9 protein-coding genes are annotated in these 19,107 nt (G+C 45.7%); 4 read left to right on the top strand and 5 right to left on the bottom strand.

From position 1 onward, the window contains the following. Nucleotides 1–147 precede the first annotated feature (147 nt). Nucleotides 148–2,172, bottom strand: coding sequence for a methyl-accepting chemotaxis protein (locus R3P39_RS18210; RefSeq protein ID WP_336569225.1), 2,025 nt, complete (start codon nt 2,170–2,172; stop codon nt 148–150). 218 nt (nt 2,173–2,390) lie between these two features. Between R3P39_RS18210 and R3P39_RS18205 the strand changes: the two genes are divergently transcribed. Then, entirely contained in the window at nt 2,391–2,846 is a 456-nt protein-coding gene (locus tag R3P39_RS18205; protein ID WP_336569224.1) for a HugZ family pyridoxamine 5'-phosphate oxidase, read from the top strand. A gap of 135 nt (nt 2,847–2,981) precedes the next feature. On the opposite strand, the gene R3P39_RS18200 is transcribed toward R3P39_RS18205, so the two are convergent. Both R3P39_RS18200 and R3P39_RS18195 read right to left on the bottom strand, forming a co-directional pair. Continuing rightward, nucleotides 2,982–6,452 carry an ATP-binding protein gene (locus tag R3P39_RS18200; RefSeq protein ID WP_336569222.1) on the bottom strand — a complete coding sequence of 1,157 codons (3,471 nt, stop codon included), beginning with the start codon at nt 6,450–6,452 and terminating at the stop codon, nt 2,982–2,984. 24 nt (nt 6,453–6,476) lie between these two features. Beyond that, entirely contained in the window at nt 6,477–7,439 is a 963-nt protein-coding gene (locus tag R3P39_RS18195; RefSeq protein ID WP_336569221.1) for a GGDEF domain-containing response regulator, read from the bottom strand. Between the two features lie 240 nt (nt 7,440–7,679). Between R3P39_RS18195 and R3P39_RS18190 the strand changes: the two genes are divergently transcribed. After that, complete coding sequence (locus R3P39_RS18190; RefSeq protein WP_336569219.1) at nt 7,680–10,148, top strand: EAL domain-containing protein; 2,469 nt, start codon at nt 7,680–7,682, stop codon at nt 10,146–10,148. Between the two features lie 54 nt (nt 10,149–10,202). Here R3P39_RS18190 and R3P39_RS18185 read toward each other — a convergent pair whose 3' ends face one another. Together R3P39_RS18185 and hrpB are read right to left on the bottom strand one after the other, a co-directional pair. Continuing rightward, the gene (locus tag R3P39_RS18185) at nt 10,203–11,303 is read right to left on the bottom strand and encodes a hypothetical protein (protein WP_336569218.1); all 1,101 of its coding nucleotides are present in this window, start codon (nt 11,301–11,303) and stop codon (nt 10,203–10,205) included. Between the two features lie 143 nt (nt 11,304–11,446). Then, complete coding sequence (gene hrpB, locus R3P39_RS18180; protein WP_336569216.1) at nt 11,447–13,951, bottom strand: ATP-dependent helicase HrpB; 2,505 nt, start codon at nt 13,949–13,951, stop codon at nt 11,447–11,449. 353 nt (nt 13,952–14,304) lie between these two features. On the opposite strand from hrpB, the gene R3P39_RS18175 reads away from it, so the two are divergent. Next, nucleotides 14,305–17,955 (top strand): hypothetical protein, encoded by a 3,651-nt coding sequence (locus tag R3P39_RS18175; RefSeq protein ID WP_336569215.1) that lies wholly within the window; start codon nt 14,305–14,307, stop codon nt 17,953–17,955. Between the two features lie 62 nt (nt 17,956–18,017). Beyond that, entirely contained in the window at nt 18,018–19,106 is a 1,089-nt protein-coding gene (locus R3P39_RS18170; RefSeq protein ID WP_336569214.1) for a hypothetical protein, read from the top strand. Nucleotide 19,107: the final 1 nt, after the last annotated feature.

The raw sequence follows: 19,107 nt of genomic DNA, 5'->3' as shown, positions 1-19,107 counted from the left end.
GAAGGCCGCCATGCCTTTGCAGCTTGGTTTTTTGAGGATTTTATCACGCCAGAAGAGTAGCCACTAAACATGGCCACTTAATCCCTTAAGCAAAAGCAAAGGTTGCCCTGCTAAAAGCGCAACCTTTAACCATACAGCTCAAAGCGACTACAGTTTAAAGCGCTCTACTAAGGTGGCTAACTGGTGCGAAAAGCGGCTCAATGACTCGCTGCCTTTGGCAAGATTTTGCATTGCTTTGGCGTTATCATCAGCGGTGTGCTCCGCTTCAACCATCGCCTGCTCAATTTGCTGACAATCCGTCGCTTGAGTGTCTGCGGCCTGATGCACCTGCTCACTCAACTGCGTCACCTGGGTTAAGGCAGAAGCAATTTCTTCCATTGCTTGTGACAACGACTCGCTTTGTGCAACGCATAGCTCTACGTCTTGCTGTCCTTGGTTTATCGCCTCGGAAGCTTGCTGGGTATCTTGACGCAGTGCGGCTATTTTCTCGTTTATTTCGTTGGTGGACTGTTGCGTCCGTGACGCCAAGGTTCTCACCTCATCGGCCACCACGGCAAAGCCTCGGCCCTGCTCGCCTGCTCGCGCCGCCTCAATCGCCGCATTAAGTGCTAATAAGTTGGTTTGCTCAGCAATGGCCGAAATAGTATCTAAAATACTGCCAATGCTCTCGCTGTGGTTGGTTAGTTTGGTCATCGAAGCAACCGCATCAGACATACGGGTGCTTAACGACAGAATATGTTGCTTGTTATTTTGGGTAAATTCACTGGCCGAAGACTTGTGCTGATTGGCGCTGTGGATACTGGTTAAGCTCTCCGCAGAGCGTTCTGACACCGACACCGCACTGGTGGCAATGTTTTGTGCCAATTGATTAGCGCTTTGCAGCCGTTGCATTTGCTCGTTGGCATTGCTCGCGACTTGTTTGCTCTCGGCTAAGGAGCCCTCAGACAGGCTTTCTAACTCATGGACTTGATGATTAACCGCCTCGAGCAAACTGCGCAGGTTATCTTTTACTTGATTGATGTTATCGATTAACTGACCGAACTCATCGTCATGACGCTTGGTCATTGAGCGAGAAAAGTCGCCTGCAGCCAAGTGGTTAAGCATTTTATTCACCGCAGCCAATGGCCCCAGCATGGCTTTACTGGTAGACACAGAAATAAAAGCGCCCAGAGAAATAAAGATCACCACCAAAATAATCGCCATGTTTTGCGCGCGCGCGATCAAGGTATCAGTGTACTGTTGCGATGTTTTAAACGTCGAGTTCGCTTGCTGCTGGACTTTCTCTAGCTGATTGATCACCGTTTGCGCTTGCTGCTCAGCTTGACGGTACATGTTTGCTGCCCGCTGTTGTTGCTGTAGTTTACTTTCCACGGCACGATATAAAGTGCCGGGTTCCCGCAGTAAGCGGTTAAGCTCACTCATGGCTTGATTAAATTGCGTTAATAACTCATCGGCATCAATGCCATAGGCTTGGCGTTCAAGAAAGGCCATGTTGGTTTTAATGTTATCCAGTAAAAACAACATGTCTTGCTGGTGCAATTCGATTTGCTCTAGGTTTAAGCTGGCGATTTGCTTACTGTTGTTCTCTAAAGTAAACAGCATGTCATCAATGCGAATGCCGGTGCCTACCATTTCCTCTAACTGCCGTGCCTGCTCGGTCTCGAGTAACTCGATATCAAGCATGGCATTACTGGCCTGCGTTTTGACTTGCAGTAACGCTTGAAACTGTGTCTGAATTGCTTGCAGCTCGGCCACCGCATTGGCTTTTGCTTGCAGCATTTGTTGTGCCGCGTCACTGAGCTGTTCACCTACGGCAAAGGTTTGCTGCAATTGCTGAGAGATTTGCGGCATATTGGCCGTTAAGCCCACCAGCTGTTGCTGTTTTGCATCAACGAGCTGCTGCTGACGACGAAACTTATCTTGAGCTTGCTGTATTTGCTGGGCGTCATCGTAAGTGAATGCTTGCGAGATCAACTTACTTAATTTCAATTGCTCCAGCTGCAGCTCATCGGCACCACGCTGAATTGGCAGGGTTACCTGCGCCATATTTTGGTTTGCCGCTTGAATTTGCGCAAACGCCGCATAAGCCAGCACGCACGCTAACACTAGCAGCATGCCTAAGGCACTAAAGCCTAAAGTAATTTTTTGTTTTATTGTTAGTTTACTTAGCATAATGGTATTGCTCGTTGTTGAGTAAACAAACTATGTTACAAAATGACTTAAAAACCAAGTAATTACTCTAAGTTTTCATCACTGTTACTGATTTAATAGTAGTCGTATCTCATGGTTTAGCTTAGTTTTTATTATACTTTTTCTTTATGCTGCTTAGCGTTACAATCTCAATGAGAGTATTTCTCATTACCCCTTATACTAAAGCAAGGAATTTACTGATGCGACAAGCCGCGTTACAACACGCACAAACCCTCTGCGCTAGCCATAACAGCCTGTTTTTATCAACCTTATCCAATAATAGAAAAGATTTTCCCTTCGCATCCATTGCCCAATACCTATACGGCACAGATAAGCATTTTTATTTATTCATTAGCGATATTGCCCAGCACAGTAAAAACCTAACCAAGCATCCACAGCTGTCGTTTATGATCCTCAACCAGCAACAGCAAGATGACGCCGAGAACCCTCGAGTCACCGTAATGGCCACTGCGGAAAAGCTAGCGCGCGAGAACAGCCAAGCACTTCTTTCAGAGTTTATTCAACAACATCCTAAAGCGGCGCAATACGCTGAGCTTGCCGACTTTCATATTTGGCGCTTAACGGTGGAGCGAGTGCGCTATATTGGTGGCTTTGGTCAGGCTTTTTGGTTAGAAAAGCAGCAGTGGTACGAGTAATAGCAATTCGCTTCATTAACCGGCCTATTTTGAGGCAAGTATTAAGGTGCCTTGGCATACCTTACCGGCTAACTTCAGCTCTAGCGGAGCACACGTTAGCGGTAAGTTATTGTGTGATGTTTTGCTGTGAAGCCGTTACTTTTGAATATAGTGCTCCACTATCTCCCTTAACTGCCACAGCAAGTTAACCGCTTGTATTTGCATATCGGTTAGTTCTTGAACGTCACTGCCTTTGCTGGCACCTGTTTCAATGTCTTGCAATATTTTAGCCAGCTGATTGCCACCAATGTCCGAGCACATGCCTTTTAGCGCATGAGCCGCTTTGCGTAGGTCATCAAACGACTCTTCATTCATTGCGGTTTCTAACTCGGTAATTTTTTCCGGTACGCGGTCAACAAACAACTGACAAATTTGTTTGAATAACTCCGTTTTACCACGCAATCGTTGCAGCGCGCTTTGTTTGTCCCATGATACCGCCGCCGCCAATTCATCGCTGTCGTCGTTCATTTCTGGCTGCGCTTGCTGAGGCGAGGCTGTGTAATTTTTAGCAAGGTATTCGGTGACCACTTGCTGCACCTCAGTAAAGTCTATGGGCTTGGTAATATAGTGATCCATGCCACTGGCGATGCACTTTTCCTTCTCCCCAGACATGGCACTGGCGGTCATGGCAACCACGGCGACGTTTTCATGGTCACTGCCAGCTTTGCCATTTCGGATCCTATGGGTGGCATCGTACCCCGATAATATCGGCATTTGACAATCCATTAATACACAATGACAGGGGTCAGCGTTTGCTGCCATATTTTTTAACTTGTCCACCGCTTCCAGCCCATTACAGGCCGTTTTAATGGTAATTGGTAAAGACTCTAATGCCCCTTTGGCAATGGCCAGGTTGGTTTCGTTGTCATCGACAATCATCACTTTGGCACCGCTGATTTTTTTAATGAGCAACTCTGATACCTGTTGCTCCACCGCCTCTTGTTTTTCTGCGTGCTTACGGTGCTTTGACCCTGTCAGTAACTTTAACACCTCGGTTATGGCCACAGGCTTATTAAGGGGAGTCACCGGTTTGTCGCGATATTTAAACTGCAACTCCTCACCTGGGGCGGTGAGTAAAATCACTTGCGGCAAGTTATCGCCAGGCTGCGTTTGGATCGCTTGATAAAACGGCGAACCCAGTAAACATTCCTGCTCGGCAATAAAGGCATCGACCTCTTTTAGCTGATAGTGGGTATCATCGCCTTCACTAGGCAATGAGTCAGCATCAAACACTTTGGCTCCTAAGCCTATTAAGGTCTCACGTAACCAGCTTTCCACATGGCGGTTGGCGGCACAAATGGCAATTCGTTGCTGCTTGAGTGGCTTAGTCACAGCAATATCCGTTTCAATCTGTTTGACCTTAACGCTGACCGTGAATTCAGAGCCACGCCCCTGTGTGGATGAAAACTTAATGTCTCCTTCTAACATCATGGCCAGTTGACGGCTGATTGATAAGCCTAATCCTGTGCCGCCATACTGCGCGGCGATATTGGGGCTAGCCTGAGAAAATGATTCAAACAATTTACTCTGTTGTTGCTCAGAGATCCCTATGCCGGTATCAATGACGCTAATGCATAAGTGGCTGTAATTGTCATCGATAGGCTCTTCCCATGCCTTAACCGCAATGTAGCCTTTGTGAGTAAATTTACAGGCATTATTAATGAGGTTATTGAGAATTTGTGAGAGCCGGTTTTTATCTTGCTCCACTTGGGCAGATTTCACACCGCTGACATCAATAAACAATTCTAAGCCTTTTTCGTAGGCTTTTATGGCCATGGATTTACACAAAGATTCCACTAAATCCTTTGCTGAGAACTGAGTAGTCACCAGCTCTAATTTGCCAGCTTCAATTTTAGATAAGTCCAATACATCATTAATAAGCACCCCTAAGGCATCGGTACTGGTGTCGATTAAATCAATATAATGTTGAGCTTTAGTGGTTTGCGGCTCATTACGCAGTAACTTCAGCCCACCAATAACACCGTTTAGCGGGGTTCGTATCTCGTGACTGATGCTGGATATAAATTGGCTCTTAATCTCGCTGCTCTTTTGTGCTTCATCTCGTGCTTGTTTTAACTCTTTGGTGCGCTCCGTCACTTCTTGCTCAAGCATCTGGTTCATTTGCTTAATTTCGGCTTCAGCTTTTACTTGCGCAGTGACATCGCGAATAATAATGGCCAAATGACTGGCTCCTGCTTTAGGCGCTATCATGCTTAAGCTTAAAGTTAACTGCTTATCCTCCGCCTGCTCTGAGGCAGGAATGTGCCAATCCAGAATGCGATGTTTGTTGTTGGCGTTAGCGAGGCCGGCAACGGCTTTTTTAACATCAAAGTCGTGAAAAGCAGCCACAGAGCTAATGGGCTCTCCCACCACATTCGCAGCCGATACTTGTAATAAATCCTCTGCCGCTTGGTTACAGCTTAAAATATCACCATTTTCATCGACACTAAGAATGGCATCAAAAGACTGATTCACAATGCTGCCGGCCAATTGCTGGGCCTCGGCAAGCTCACTGCTTTTTTGCGCCATACGGCGATAAAAAATCACCCCGGCGTAGAGCAGCGCAGTAATCAGCAACAGCACACTATAAAAGGTGATATCGCGCTTAATGACCGCTGCCGTCAAGGCACTTTTGGGTAACATCACCACGGCTTGCATCATTTGACCATCGTCAAAACCAAATTTTAAATCTCGAGACAGGCCAAGTAGCTCATTGCCTGCTTTATCCGAAAACACAGTCAATGCTCCGAGCTCAGCACTTTGTTGGTAGGTTGCCGCAAAGGTGCGCTGCTCTGCTAAGTACTGCGAAAACATCAAATTGCTATCTGGATGGAGGATAAAATGGTCCATGTTGTTAATAAGCAACAATTGCTCAGGGGGCTCAAGCAGGGCTTGCATTTTGTTTAGCAGTGGTTGTGCCTTGAGGTTTAGAATAATGATTCCCCAAGGCGTATCGGCGCCATTGTATAAAGGCATAGCAAAACGAATTACCGGCTTGATAGGGTACTCCACTTCACCGTACTCTTTATTTAACTCAATCGCCGACACGTAGACTTTTTTGCGCGGCAACTGCATCGCATTGTTGAAATAACTGCGGTCGGACTTATCTTGCAGGTCAATGGCAGGAGCAATCTGCCCCTCCTCGCGCTCAATGCGGATTTCTTCCTCACCAGTGGCTTTAATCACTCTCAGTTGGTCGATATCAGGATTAAACTGCATGTAAGAAGTGAATATGGTTTCGAGTCGCTTAACCCACTGTTGGTACTCGGTACCATCCAAAGGGTCTACACCGGCATTCATCTCGGCCCGATGTAACCCAGAAATGGGTGGGGTATTAGACAAAAACCCCAGGCCGCGGCGATAACGCTGCAACACCGCAGCGAAATGGCTCTCGATTTCATCGGCGTTATTTTTCAGCTCTTTTTGATAAAAAGCCGTTTGACTGGCGCTTTGTTGCAGATGAAAAAACACTCCACCGGCAAGCAGCAGCAGTAAAAAGGTAATGTTTAACCCTGAAAACAGATAAGATGTGATATTTTTATTGTGACGTTTTAATAAACGCTCCATTGTTCCTCCTTAACGCTGCTGCGGCTACTCCTTAGTAATTTCCGCTGCTGCCAGTTCAGTGCGACAAAATTGATTTCTGCCTTGTTGTTTGGCTCGGTAAAGCCCTTTATCGGCAAGCTCAACAAGCTCGGTAAGGGCTTGGGCTTCTTTGCTCTGCGCGGTGAAAGCACCAATGCTGAGCGTGACAATAGCAAAATCAGATTGCTGGTGTGGAATTTCCAGACCACGTACTTTGGTCAGTATTTGCTGGGCGATGTTCTCGGCGCCTTTGCTGTCTGTGTTAGGTAACAAACACAAAAATTCTTCGCCCCCATAGCGAAACACCATGTCCAAAGGTCGTCGAGTTTGACTGACGATGGCCTCTGCCACCGCAACAATGCAGTCATCGCCTTGCACATGGCCATAGTGGTCGTTGTAGCGCTTAAACCAATCAATATCTAACAGCAATATCGTCAGTGGCGCGCCCTCGCGTTGACATTGAGCATAGTGCAATGGAAAAACATGATTAAGGTAAGTGCGGTTGTAAAGTCCAGTAAGGCCATCTTTATAGCTTTTTTCTTGCAGCATTTGCGCCTGAAAACGCAGCAATAAATGCACCTTTACCCTATTGGTCAAGGTGGTAAAACTAAACGGCTTAGAAATAAAGTCGACGCATCCCGCCGCCCAACACTCCTCCAGCTCTTCTTGCTCAATCGCCGCAGTAATAAAAATAACCGGAATATCAGCATACAACGCCGATTGCTTCAATGCTTTGCAGATCTCAATGCCCGAATGCGGGCCAAAAAAAATGTCCAACAGAATAAGATCGGGCTTATAGCGGTCCAGCTCTTCGTGGATGTCTGTCATCTCAGTAAGGTGATCAACATGACAAAACTGGCCAAGGAAGTCAGCCAAAATTAAACAACTACTGAGGTCATCGTCTAACACCAACACCCGAGCATGAGAAATTTTATTTTTTGCAACAGTCGAAGCAGCTAAATTTGGCATACCATTCCCTTAGAACCCAACTTAAATGAATCATTTTCAACTTAACTAAAATCCTACAAAACCGTATCAACTCTACCAAGATAAGCCATTATTGGGCTCACCCCGTAAAGCTGTATAAATTTTCAACTAAGTTATAGTTGGCTTTTCTTGATTTATGAAGTAAATACTGCGACGCTTTATAAAAGGATGCATAAAAAACCAACGATAACTTGAGCTTAGTAGTTATTATAAGGACGCGCAATGTTGTTCAGCGAAAGTAAAGAAAAAGAACCGCAACTCTTAGTTATTGATGATGACCCTGGGGTGATTATTGCACTTAAAGACATACTCTTACCCCTTGGCAAGGTAAGTTGTTGTGATAGTGGTGAAGCAGCTATCGAGTGCATTAAAAACCATGAGTACGATCTGATTCTACTCGATATTGAAATGCCAGGGATTGATGGCTTTCAGGTTTTTGATTACATAAAACGCCTAAGCCCGACCCCAAAACCGTCGGTTATTTTTATTACTAGCCACCAAGAGCGCCATTACGAGCATTATTCACTGGAGCTTGGCGGCGTTGATTTTATTAGTAAGCCCATTGATGCCTTAACTTGCCAATTGCGGGTAAGAAACCATTTGCGCTTACAGCAGCAACAGGCCGCGATTATTCAAGCCAGAAAAGACTTGCATGAGCTGGTTGCTAAAATCCCGGTGTTTGTGTCGCATTGGAATAAGTCACTAGAGTGCAATTTTTGCAACGACACAACTGGACGCTGGTTTAACCAAGACAGCAGCAAAGTGCACGGTAAGAAGCTTTTTGAGGTGTTCCCAGACGACCTAGCGCATGCTATTAAGAATAACTTAGGGCATAATAATGCCCGCATATTTGATGTCAGCTTAGCGCAACCCAGTAATGGTATAGAGCACATTGAAGTGTCGGTACAAAAGCGTTTTGGCGACGGCGAGAGCGAAAGCCACATTATTACTCTTACGGACATCACCGCAATAAAAAACGCCAAGCTGGCATTGCAAGGTGAAAAAGAAAAGCTCAATATTATGTTGCGCTCCATTGGCGATGCTGTTATTGCCACCGACTTGGATGGCCGTGTTACCTTTATGAACCCCATTGCCGAGTCCATGACAGGCGTTTTCGCTGCCCACGGCGAAGGGCACCCCATTGAAGAGGTCATGACCTTACAAGATGCTGCTAGCCAAGAAGCTATTGTAAACCCTGTAAGAATAGCTCTTAAAGAACAACGTGTGGCGGCCATGGCGCTGAATAGCCAACTGGTGGGCTATGGCGGGCGCATTTATCGTGTTGAAGACTCTGCCGCTCCCATTCACGATGAATATGGCAACCTGACTGGTGCCATCATTGTTTTTCATGATGTCAGCGAGTTTGTCGCCCTCTCCATTAAGATGTCACACCTCGCCAACTACGACCAACTGACCGATTTACCTAATCGTATTTTACTTCATGATAGAATTCATCAAGCCATTATCAGTGCCGATGGCCACGAAAAAAGTGTTGGCTTGTTACTGATTGATTTGGATTTATTTAAGTACATTAACGACAGCTTAGGCCACAGTGTCGGCGACCTCGTTATTCAAGAAGTAGCCAAACGTCTACGCGCTGGGGCCTTGGACCATTACACCGTTGCCCGTATTGGTGGCGATGAATTTGTGGTGTTACTCCCTGACTTAACTTCCTTAGATGAGTGCCTCAATTTTGCCAATCAAGTTTTGCATGACTTAAGCCAACCCTACCAAGTGGAGCAAAAAACCTTAAGATTAACCGTGAGCATTGGTGCCAGTATATACGCCAACGACGCCGACAACGTTGAGCAAATGATGGCTCACGCCGATGCCGCTATGTTTCGCGCCAAGGAGGAAGGCAGAAATCGTTTATCGTTCTTTTCTAGCGAATTAGAAACGCGTATTGAGGCCAGGCAAGCGGTAGAAACCCAACTGCGCGATGCATTAGAAAATCAGCGGGTTGAAGTGCACTTTCAACCTAAAGTGAAGCTTAATAGTGGTGACATCACCGGTGCCGAAGCCCTAGTACGCTTACGCAGCAAAGACGACCAACTTATCTTTCCTGATGAATTTATTGCGGTGGCGGAGCAAACCGGGCTTATTCATCGGCTTGGCGATATTGTGCTAGAGCAGTCTGTACTCCTTGCCAAAGAGTTACACCAACAAGGAGTGACACTGCGTATTGCCGTGAATATTTCTGCCGAGCAGCTTCATAAAGCGGATTTTATTGCCACCACCAAAGCCATACTTGAGCAGCATCAGCTAAAGGGCGAGGTGCTTGAGTTTGAAATCACCGAAACCACCTTGTTAGAAAGCTACGATGAAACCAAGGCCTTACTGGATGAGTTAAAGGCGCTGGGGATCACCATTGCAATAGACGATTTTGGCACCGGCTACTCCAGCCTTTCGTATATTAAATATCTGCCGCTGGATATCCTAAAGATTGATAAAAGCTTTGTCATGGATATGCTCGAAGATAAGCAAGACCGCGATATCGTGCAAACAGTGACATTGCTTGCGCAATCGTTAGGACTAGAGCTGGTTGCCGAAGGCATAGAGACTCAAGACCACCAGCAGGCACTTATCGACATGGGGTGCTCTCAAGGGCAAGGCTATTTTTTCTCCAAACCAGTGGCAGTTAAGGCGTTTAAACGCTACCTCAGTGAGGTGCTAAAACGCGAGATCAACTAACCATGGTAATAGCTCCATGTACTTAACCGTCGTCTCGGCCTGCTATTGAGTACACTAAACCCGCCAAATCGCCTTAAAGGCCTTGCTGGCAAGATAGAAAAACAGCAGTGGCATCAATAGTAGCTTTAATAGCAGCAACGACACTACGTTTAAGAAGTCGATAAACAAGGATTCGGCCGAGTGCACTAATTCATCTATGCCTCCTGACACCGCCTTAATAGCCCGGCTCCATACTCCTTGACTGTCACCTTGTAGCTCGTCTTCGAGGCGCTTTATGGCGCTCAGGTGGCGATCTTTTCGTTGATTCAATAGGGCTATTTGCGCTTCTAATTTGGCTTTTTCACTGGTCAATTGCTGTTGCTTGGCGATCAACGGCTTGGCCTCCTCGGTTTGGGTGAAGGTTAACCATTCAGACAAGCTTCTATTTGCCTGCGCGGCGGCTACTTGTTGCTCTATAGTGGCAATGTCACCATTGAGTTCGCTTGCTTCACCATGAAGTGCAACCTGCTGCTGGGTTAACTCGGCAATTTGCTGCTGATGTAACTGCTTTTGGTTATTGATTTTGGCTGTGACTTTGACATGTTGCGCCCGAGTGCTGTGCGCCTGCGATTGAAACACATCCACGGTATTTGAGACCACTTGGCTTTGTTTTTCTATTTCTTGGTCTAGTAGCAACTGACTGCATAACCCGGTGGCCAAAACCACAAAAGGCACCACAAACCGCACCAATAACATAGTGGCTAATAATCGGCTACTGAGGCGCTGCCACTTTTGAAAATATAAACAAAGCAAAAAGCCTAGTGCCGACAAAGTAAAAGCGACGCTAAACAACACGTGGGTCGACATGGTGTAGAGCATGCGCTGAATAAATAACGAACCTATGGCGATTTGCATAATATCCGAGATATATTCAGCAAGATCGTTTATAGGATCAAGCAGTTGTGCCGGTTGAATACTCGCCACCCCAATGCCCACTTCAGCCGATTGCAATAGTGAAATGGCTCCATTCACACCGCGCGCTGCGGCATAGACCACAGAAGATTGCAGCAACGCCTCATCAATAAAGTTGGTCATCGCCACATTAAACTGTGGCAACCAGCTTAGCAGCACCAAACTCAGTACTAACACACTGAGCATTATGTGTTTATTTTTCATCTATTCATGCCTATAGGCGCATTGAGCTGTTATCGCAGTCCATATCGGTAATAGCACAATTCGGTATCTCATCATTATCTTCGAGTAAACTAGACACCCACATTAGCGCTCGCTTGGGAATTTTACAAACAAGAAAAAGGTACTTACTGTTTCGCTTTAATTGAGCGTCCAGGCTTTTCTGCTAACGGGTTTTCAGGCCAGCGGTGTTTGGGGTAGCGGCCGCGCATGTCTTTAGCGACGTCATAATACGAAGTGCGCCAAAAGTTCGCCAGATCACTGGTGGTTTGAATGGGCCGCTTTGCTGGTGATAACAGCTCAAACCTGACCGCCACTTGGCCATTTGCAAGCATCACAGGCTCCAGTTCACCAAACATTTCTTGCAATACCACTGCCACCGTGGGCCCTTGATGGGCATCGTAGCGAATGGCAACGCGTTTATTGCTTGGCGTAAGGTAAAATTCTGGCGCTTGTTGCTCTAATAGCTGTTGCTGCGGCCAGTCCAACAGCGCTTGCAACAAATTAAAAATATCAACTTGTTTTAACTGCTTCAGCGAACTGACATTATTTAAATAGGGCAGCAACCAGGTATCTAGCTGGGCAATTAAGGTGGCTTCTGTGATACTTGGAAAGTCCGGCAACTGACTGCCAAGCCACTTTGCCCGCGCCAGCCACGCCTTGCTTTTGGCTGTCCAGTTGAGCATATCTAAGCCTTCCGCGGTCAAAATATCGCGAACGCACGCTTGAAACTCGCTGCTGGGAATGGTGCTGAGATTTTGCTGTTGCAAAATTAAGGCCCGATACTTGGTTTGCTCACGGCCTATAATGGACTCTTTTTTATCATCCAAGCGATAGTGGGTGATGCGTTGCAGCTGTGGTTGCAGCTCGCTCATCAGCGTCGCTTGGTCAATGGCGCAGCTCAAAAATACCGTGCCGTCTTTATTTTTGCCGTCGACATCACACACCACTAAAAACGCCGAGCCTTGCAAGGCGTCACCGTCCCGTAAAGTCACTCCCCTGCCGTTGGCGAGCAGATAGCGATTATCACTGCTCGGACGCTTTTGTGCCACCCGGTCTGGGTAAGCATGTAAGAGCAGCTCGCCGGCGATCACCTGCATCTGAGTTAGGGAGATGCTGGCGATGTTATGATTGACACCCAGCTTAGCAGCAAACGACTTAGCCAACTTGAGCACCTGCTCGGCACTGCCACGGTGCAACATATGGCTGCTGACAGTGGATTTCTTTTCGCTGTACTCACGCACTAACATCAATCGCTCTACCAGGTCGCTGCCGCTGGCGTTCACCACCACATCGCGCTCACTTAACAATGCCGCAAGCCAGCAGGCCAGCTGCTTTTCTGTGCTACTTTTGGCTTGTAACAACATACTGGCAAGACGAGGCTCCACCCCCAAAGATAGAGCACGGTTACCGCTGGGTAATATTTTATTGTGTTTATCCATCAGCCCCAGCGATTGGTTGAGTTGCGTGGCCACCTCATAATGCTGCTCAGGTGGCGGCGTAAGCCAGTGGCCATCCTGATATTGGGTGATCCCCCACGCGCTGAGCTCTAAGGTTAAATTGGTCAGCTCGGTGGTGGCGATTTCTTCCGCTTGAAAGTCACTCAGGCTTTGCTGCTCGCTTTCTCGCCATAAGCGCACACAATGGCCTGGTTGCAAGCGCCCCGCTCGCCCTGCACGTTGAGTTGCAGAAGCTTTGGAGATCATGGTGGTCTGCAATCGCGACAGGCCACTTTTAACATCAAAGCTAAGTCGCTTCTCAAGCCCAGAGTCAATCACTATGGTAATGCCATCAATGGTTAAACTGGTTTCCGCGATATTGGTGGCAAAAATAACCCGTCGCCCAGCTCCTTGTTGGCGCCTGAGCACCTTCTCTTGCTCTGCCAGCGGTAAGCCACCATACAAGGGCAGTAAGCAAACGTCAGCGCTCACCACACTTTCACATGCTGTTATGCAACGCTTAATTTCTCCTTGGCCCGGTAAAAACACCAAGATGTCGCCTTCGCTTTCTAAGCCAAGTGCATGACTTAGCGCACTGCTCACTTGCTCTGACAAATAACGGCCATTGCTTGCTTTGTATTCTACACTCACGGGGTAACTTCTACCCGGACAAGCTAAAGTACTAGCACCGTCCAGATACTGAGCTATTTTTTCACGGTCGATGGTGGCCGACATCACCAACAACTTAAGGTCTTCACGATAGGCTTGCTGTACTTCAAATGCCAGCATCAATGCTAAGTCAGCATGAATGGAGCGCTCATGGAACTCATCAAAAATAATCAAGCCGACATCGGGCAGCTCAGGGTCGGCCTGCAAACGCCGGGTAAGCACTCCTTCGGTAACAATTTCTAACCGCGTCTGGGCGGAGCACTTACGCTCATTACGGATTTGATACCCCACCTGCTGCCCCACTTGCTCGCCCAATTGCTGCGCCAAATACGTGGCTATAGACTTTGCCGCAACGCGGCGCGGCTCCAGCATAATGATTTTTTTGCCATCACACAGATTGCTTTGTAGTAACCTAAGTGGTACCACTGTCGATTTACCGGCTCCGGGCTCGGCTTGCAGCACCAGGCGGTTTGACTCACTTAAAATGGTGTGTATTTGCGGGATAAACTCTTCAATGGGTAACAAAATGCAACTATATAACTTAAACAGCTTAATAATAGGTTGACTATAACAGAAATTATATGCTGCTGCGTTAGTCTCACATTTAGATAAAAACCTTATTGGCACACAATAAAGCAACCCTCTTTAACTACGGCAGCTGCAATAACATGGGGAATACAATAAAAAAGTAGGAATAACACCACCACTAACACCTGAAAACTATGACTAAAGTCATAGCAATTCACATTTATTAATGTAATATGAACAATATTAAAAGTTGATTTTTACCTTTAATTAGGCCTTTTTTACTTTTAACAATGGCAAATTGTACATATACAAGCCATAACAGCTTGAAACTGATATTTAGAGGGACGAAAATGGAATTAAAAAAAACACTGCTTGCAATGAGCGTTATTTCGGTATTATCTGCCTGTGGTGGATCATCTGATAAACAAACAGAAACACCTACCACACCGACTACTCCACCACCTGATAACGGCTCAAGTATAACCAGTAATATTGCCGGAGCGGCAAGTAAAGGAACTTTAAAAAACGCGGCACTCACCTTCTACAAATATGTAGACGGCAATGAAGTCGAATTAAACGCTGAAGAGTTGGGAGACTCTAGTCTTTTGACCGACGAAAACGGCGAGTATGCGGTAACTCTGAACAATGTCTCAGGTGTCGTCAAAGTAGAAATTAGTGCGAGTCAAGACACCAGCTCTCCCACTCTTATGGTGTGTGATGCACCTGTAGGCTGTGGCACAAATAATGAGGGTGCCGCCATTGCTTATGGGGAGGACGTCAACCTAACTGTTACCGACCCTGAATTTTCTATTGCAACGTTTTTTAATGTTGCAGATGAACAAACAGACGCAACTTACACAGCCAACATAACGCCACTTACGCATATGGCTATGGCACTTGCACAAAGCCGAGGAGACACCTCAGAGCAAGCCATTCAAGAGGCAAAATCCCAAATAGCAAACGTATTTGGTCTAGTTGGCGCATTAGACCAACTTCAGCCGGGCAAATTAGAGAAACCAGCAAGCTTATTTGGCGATGATAACAAAAACAGCATGCGTTATGCCTTGATAAATGCGGGCATTGCAAATAGTTTGTATTCTGAGCAATCCGATCTACCAATGAGCAGCAAACTCAACTCGGCCATTACCGATTTAACCGCTGCAGATGGAGCTTTTTTAGTCGCGAATGCAGCTGACGACGACGATGAATTTGAGTTGACAATAGAGGATGTATTAAACGGCTCTCGTCAAGCTATAACTGAGCTAACTAAGGTTATTGCAGACGATCCAAATCTAGCACAACATGTTGAAACACTGGAGCAGACAGCCACTAACATTGCCAATGAAATTCAAGTAAAAGTTGCAAAAGCTGATAATGATGGCCGTGTTAAAGGCAAAGCAAGCGATGAAACTCAAGGTGATGCCATTGCTAAAGCCAGTGCCATGGTGGATGACGTACGTTTATTTGCCAACTTATTTGATGTAACCAATAGTTCAGGTGAGGATTTCACAACCGAAGGTGAAAAGTTTGTATCTGTTGTAGATACTGCTGGACAAATGGTTGCGGAACAAGGCGACAGTTTCGCATTACTAAGCGATGTAATGGAAGCCATAACACAAATCAACCTTTTACGTGAAAGTGGCGAGCTTCAAGGTACGCAGTTTAACTTAGGTAAATATCTTACCACTGGCGGCACCGGCACCGTAACCTTAGATGAAGAAAACTTAGTGTTTAGTGTTACAGCCACTGCAGGTTCTGAGTCATTAACCGCCGATATTTCCATTACTGCACTTGAGAACGATAGCCAGTATAAGTTGGCCTTGTCTGGTAAAGCAGAAAACGATGCAGCACAGCTCATTATTAGCGATGATAGTCACGCTACAATCAGCCTCGATAGAGCGTTAACTAGAGCACAAATAGAAGCTGGTGACGTGGCCGTGGAGCCAACCAAAGGGGAACTGAAGCTTGCGGTGACTCTGGCTCAAAAAGCAACGGATAGCGTTACCAACCCGGTAAGCTTTGCAGGTAGCATCAATGCCGAGCTATTGCCCGTCGAGGTACCTTCTGTCGCTCCGAAAAATTATCGCGAGGAATCGGCATTTGACTATCACCTTGAAAAAGACACTTTGATCTTACCTCAGTTAATCAGTTTAAGTGGTGAGTTCTCAACAGCCCAAGATGAGTTTGTTAAAGCAACGGCAACCATTAACATCAATGATCTCGAACAATATATGCCGCCAGAGCTTTCCGGTTTTGGCAAGAAGTTTGAGGATGTTGCCACCATCACTGTGGATGACACAGGGAATAATCTCACGGTCAATGAAAGTAGCGGCCTAACAACCGTTGCTTATCAATACCAAAAAACGGCTGCGACCGCTGGTAACTACCGAGTATCTATTCAACAAAACAGTAGCAGTGATATGGTTTTTGCTGGTGATATCTTGCGTGAGGCCTATAACTCGGGTACGCGCCAATACTATCTATTAAATTTTAAAAATGAAAAAACCGGTGCTCAACGAGCATGGGTAGAATATATTGACTTTAATGATGCGTATGGAAGCTATCAACTAAACGCAAACTTTGATTATTTTACTAACTTCAGTAACGGGGTATTAAGCTATGAAGACGGTAATCAAATTGCTATCGACGACCTAGAGTTTGTTAATAATGGTAACTTTTATTCAATGGAAGAGGCTGAAAGCTATGTTTCGGCAGGAGTTACTCAAGATCCAGAGTCTGCGCTTGGCTATTTCAAACCTCGATTGGAGTCTGGCTACAGTACCTTTAAACCCGATACTGGTTGGCTTAGATTAATAAGTGACGGCGTCAGTGACACCCTTAAGCCAAACACCACCACCTCTGCCAATGGTTACTTAGTTTCACCCATATTGGAAGACAAGCTAACCATTGATGTAAACAGCGACAACAGCAACCTAGTAGCACAAGTGGAAGCTGGAACCTCACAAGCCGTTAATGTCTCGCAAAGCAACAGTAATGATTTCGCCGTTTCGCACACATACTATACGCAATCTGGAGCGGTAGATAGTAAATCTGCTTTAACGGTAGCCAGTGAGGCCCTAGATGTCGGCCAAAATCTAGAGCTTGAGCAACGCTACTATGGTATTAATGAAGAGTCACACTGGGGTGAATACAAAGTTCTATCACCTATATTAAGCGAAGATCAGCAACGCGTTGAATACTACTCTTGCCGCTATATTAACTTTACTGACGTTAATAATGATGGCAACTATGTAGATGGTGAGGGCAGAGTTATTAACTTTGCGGAAGAAGCTTATGATTGCGGAACATATGAAGATTTAAGCTATTTTATTTCACAATCTTGGATGCTAGGCAGTTTCGGTATCAATGGCAACAACATTAACGCAATAACAGCAACTGATACTTTTGTTAGCCGATTAAGCTCATACAGAGACTATTATAGACCCTTAACGATCCAAAATGGTGACAGTTTCCAGTTTAAAACCTTCTATGGCCATATTAAAGGACTTGGCCGTGTTGCGGCTGATTTTACTGCTGCTGAACAGGTCAATTGGCAAGCAGGGGCAAGTTATAGTATAGACATGTACCTTGCTCAGCCAGAGCTGGGTTCTAAGCTTGAAAGTGAAGACGTGTACCTTGATATCAATGCCGCTCTTAATTTCCAAGCTAAGGTTTCTGACTATGAAATGGAATTAAACCTCAGTGGCGAGCGCACCGCTTATGAAAACGGTGAATTAGAGCTAGATATTAGTTATGTGCTCCCTGAGAGCGACAAGCTACGCACATTTACTGTTAATTACGATACCGCTACAACAACACTCACCGCCAATAACGCAGAGGGTGTAAAGTTGTCGATCGCCAACAACGATGATAACGACAACACTGATGGTCAAGTCGTGCTCGGCACCATTATGGTAGCTGATGAAAAGGCAGCAGAGGTTGTAAAACGTGACGGCTTAGTGTTAATTGTATACGAAAACGGTACTGTAGAAACACTTTAATGCTTAACTAACAACAACACAGGCCTACTTCAACGTAGGCCTTTTTTATATAGTATATAGTAATGAAAAATAGTTATAAGATTGCTTCAATACTGGCTTTACTCAGCTTTCAAGTAACAGCACAACAGCTCGAGTTTTACTCAGACACCAGTGCGTTTAGCAATATTTCACCAATCATGGATATTGCTAAAGATAAGTGGCAAGTTAGACCGCAGAGTGATGCTGATAATGGCCATGCACAAGCACGATTTGGCGTAAGCTTAGCGCCTGAGTTCGCTCCTAAATTCAGTATACATTTACTGCAACGTGCTGATTATTTTATTAATACCAATCCGGACACTGCTCTTGGGTATTATCAGGAACACAATAACTTACCTCTTTTAGATAAAGAAACGTATGCTGTTCAATTAGAGTACATGGCAAATCGTAGTAAAGGGGCAGGAATAGCATATCAACACACTCTCACTGACTCCTTAACTTTAGAGTTTCAAGCTAACTATTGGTATGTAGATTATTTTCGTCATACCGTGGCCAATGGTGAAGTGCGCGGGCGACAAGATAACAGTTTACTGGGATCTTTAGACTATTATGAACACTATTCTCATAACAACTTTTTGAAACGTCCCAATAATGGCGACTGGCAAGATTCAGGCAATGGTTACTCTGTCGACTTCTCAGCCCACTGGCAACTCAGCTCTGCACTGACTATTGCTGTTGCAGTCAAAGATTGGCTAAATAGGTTCGAGGCGAATGACGCTGGCTACTCTGAGGCCAATATCAATACTAAAGGCAGCTTTATTGAAAATGAGGGGTTTAACAGCTTTAGGCCTTTATTGAGGGGGTTCGAGGGAGAAGATAGCTACCACTACCGACTGCCAAAACAGATTAAGCTCACGGCAACACAGGCTACTGAATTTGTCACTTTTATCGCAAGATTAAACCACCAAGCCGAACAGAATTTTTTTCTGGTTGGGGCTGAGCTTCCCATACATGAGAGCCTACGACTGAAGCTATTACTAGATACCAAACACTTTACCCCTGAAATAAGCCTAAGTAATAGTCACTTTGGCCTCACTATAGCCATGGATGATATTACGCCAAATCAAGCTAAGCAACTGTCTTTAGGTGCATTTTTCAGGCTAGAACTATAAA

The sequence above is a fragment of the Pseudoalteromonas sp. UG3-2 genome (genome assembly GCF_037120705.1).
GTDB lineage: Bacteria > Pseudomonadota > Gammaproteobacteria > Enterobacterales > Alteromonadaceae > Pseudoalteromonas.
The sequence above is the reverse complement of the archived record's forward strand: the minus strand, read 5'-3'. Positions and strand labels throughout refer to the sequence as shown.

Bases quoted from the DNA above. Each gene is read 5' to 3' on its own strand.
- R3P39_RS18200 (WP_336569222.1), bottom strand. From the start codon at position 6,452: ATGGAGCGTTTATTAAAACGTCACAATAAAAATATCACATCTTATCTG.
- R3P39_RS18185 (WP_336569218.1), bottom strand. From the start codon at position 11,303: ATGAAAAATAAACACATAATGCTCAGTGTGTTAGTACTGAGTTTGGTG.
- R3P39_RS18205 (WP_336569224.1), top strand. From the start codon at position 2,391: ATGCGACAAGCCGCGTTACAACACGCACAAACCCTCTGCGCTAGCCAT.
- R3P39_RS18210 (WP_336569225.1), bottom strand. From the start codon at position 2,172: ATGCTAAGTAAACTAACAATAAAACAAAAAATTACTTTAGGCTTTAGT.
- R3P39_RS18170 (WP_336569214.1), top strand. From the start codon at position 18,018: ATGAAAAATAGTTATAAGATTGCTTCAATACTGGCTTTACTCAGCTTT.
- R3P39_RS18195 (WP_336569221.1), bottom strand. From the start codon at position 7,439: ATGCCAAATTTAGCTGCTTCGACTGTTGCAAAAAATAAAATTTCTCAT.
- R3P39_RS18190 (WP_336569219.1), top strand. From the start codon at position 7,680: ATGTTGTTCAGCGAAAGTAAAGAAAAAGAACCGCAACTCTTAGTTATT.
- R3P39_RS18175 (WP_336569215.1), top strand. From the start codon at position 14,305: ATGGAATTAAAAAAAACACTGCTTGCAATGAGCGTTATTTCGGTATTA.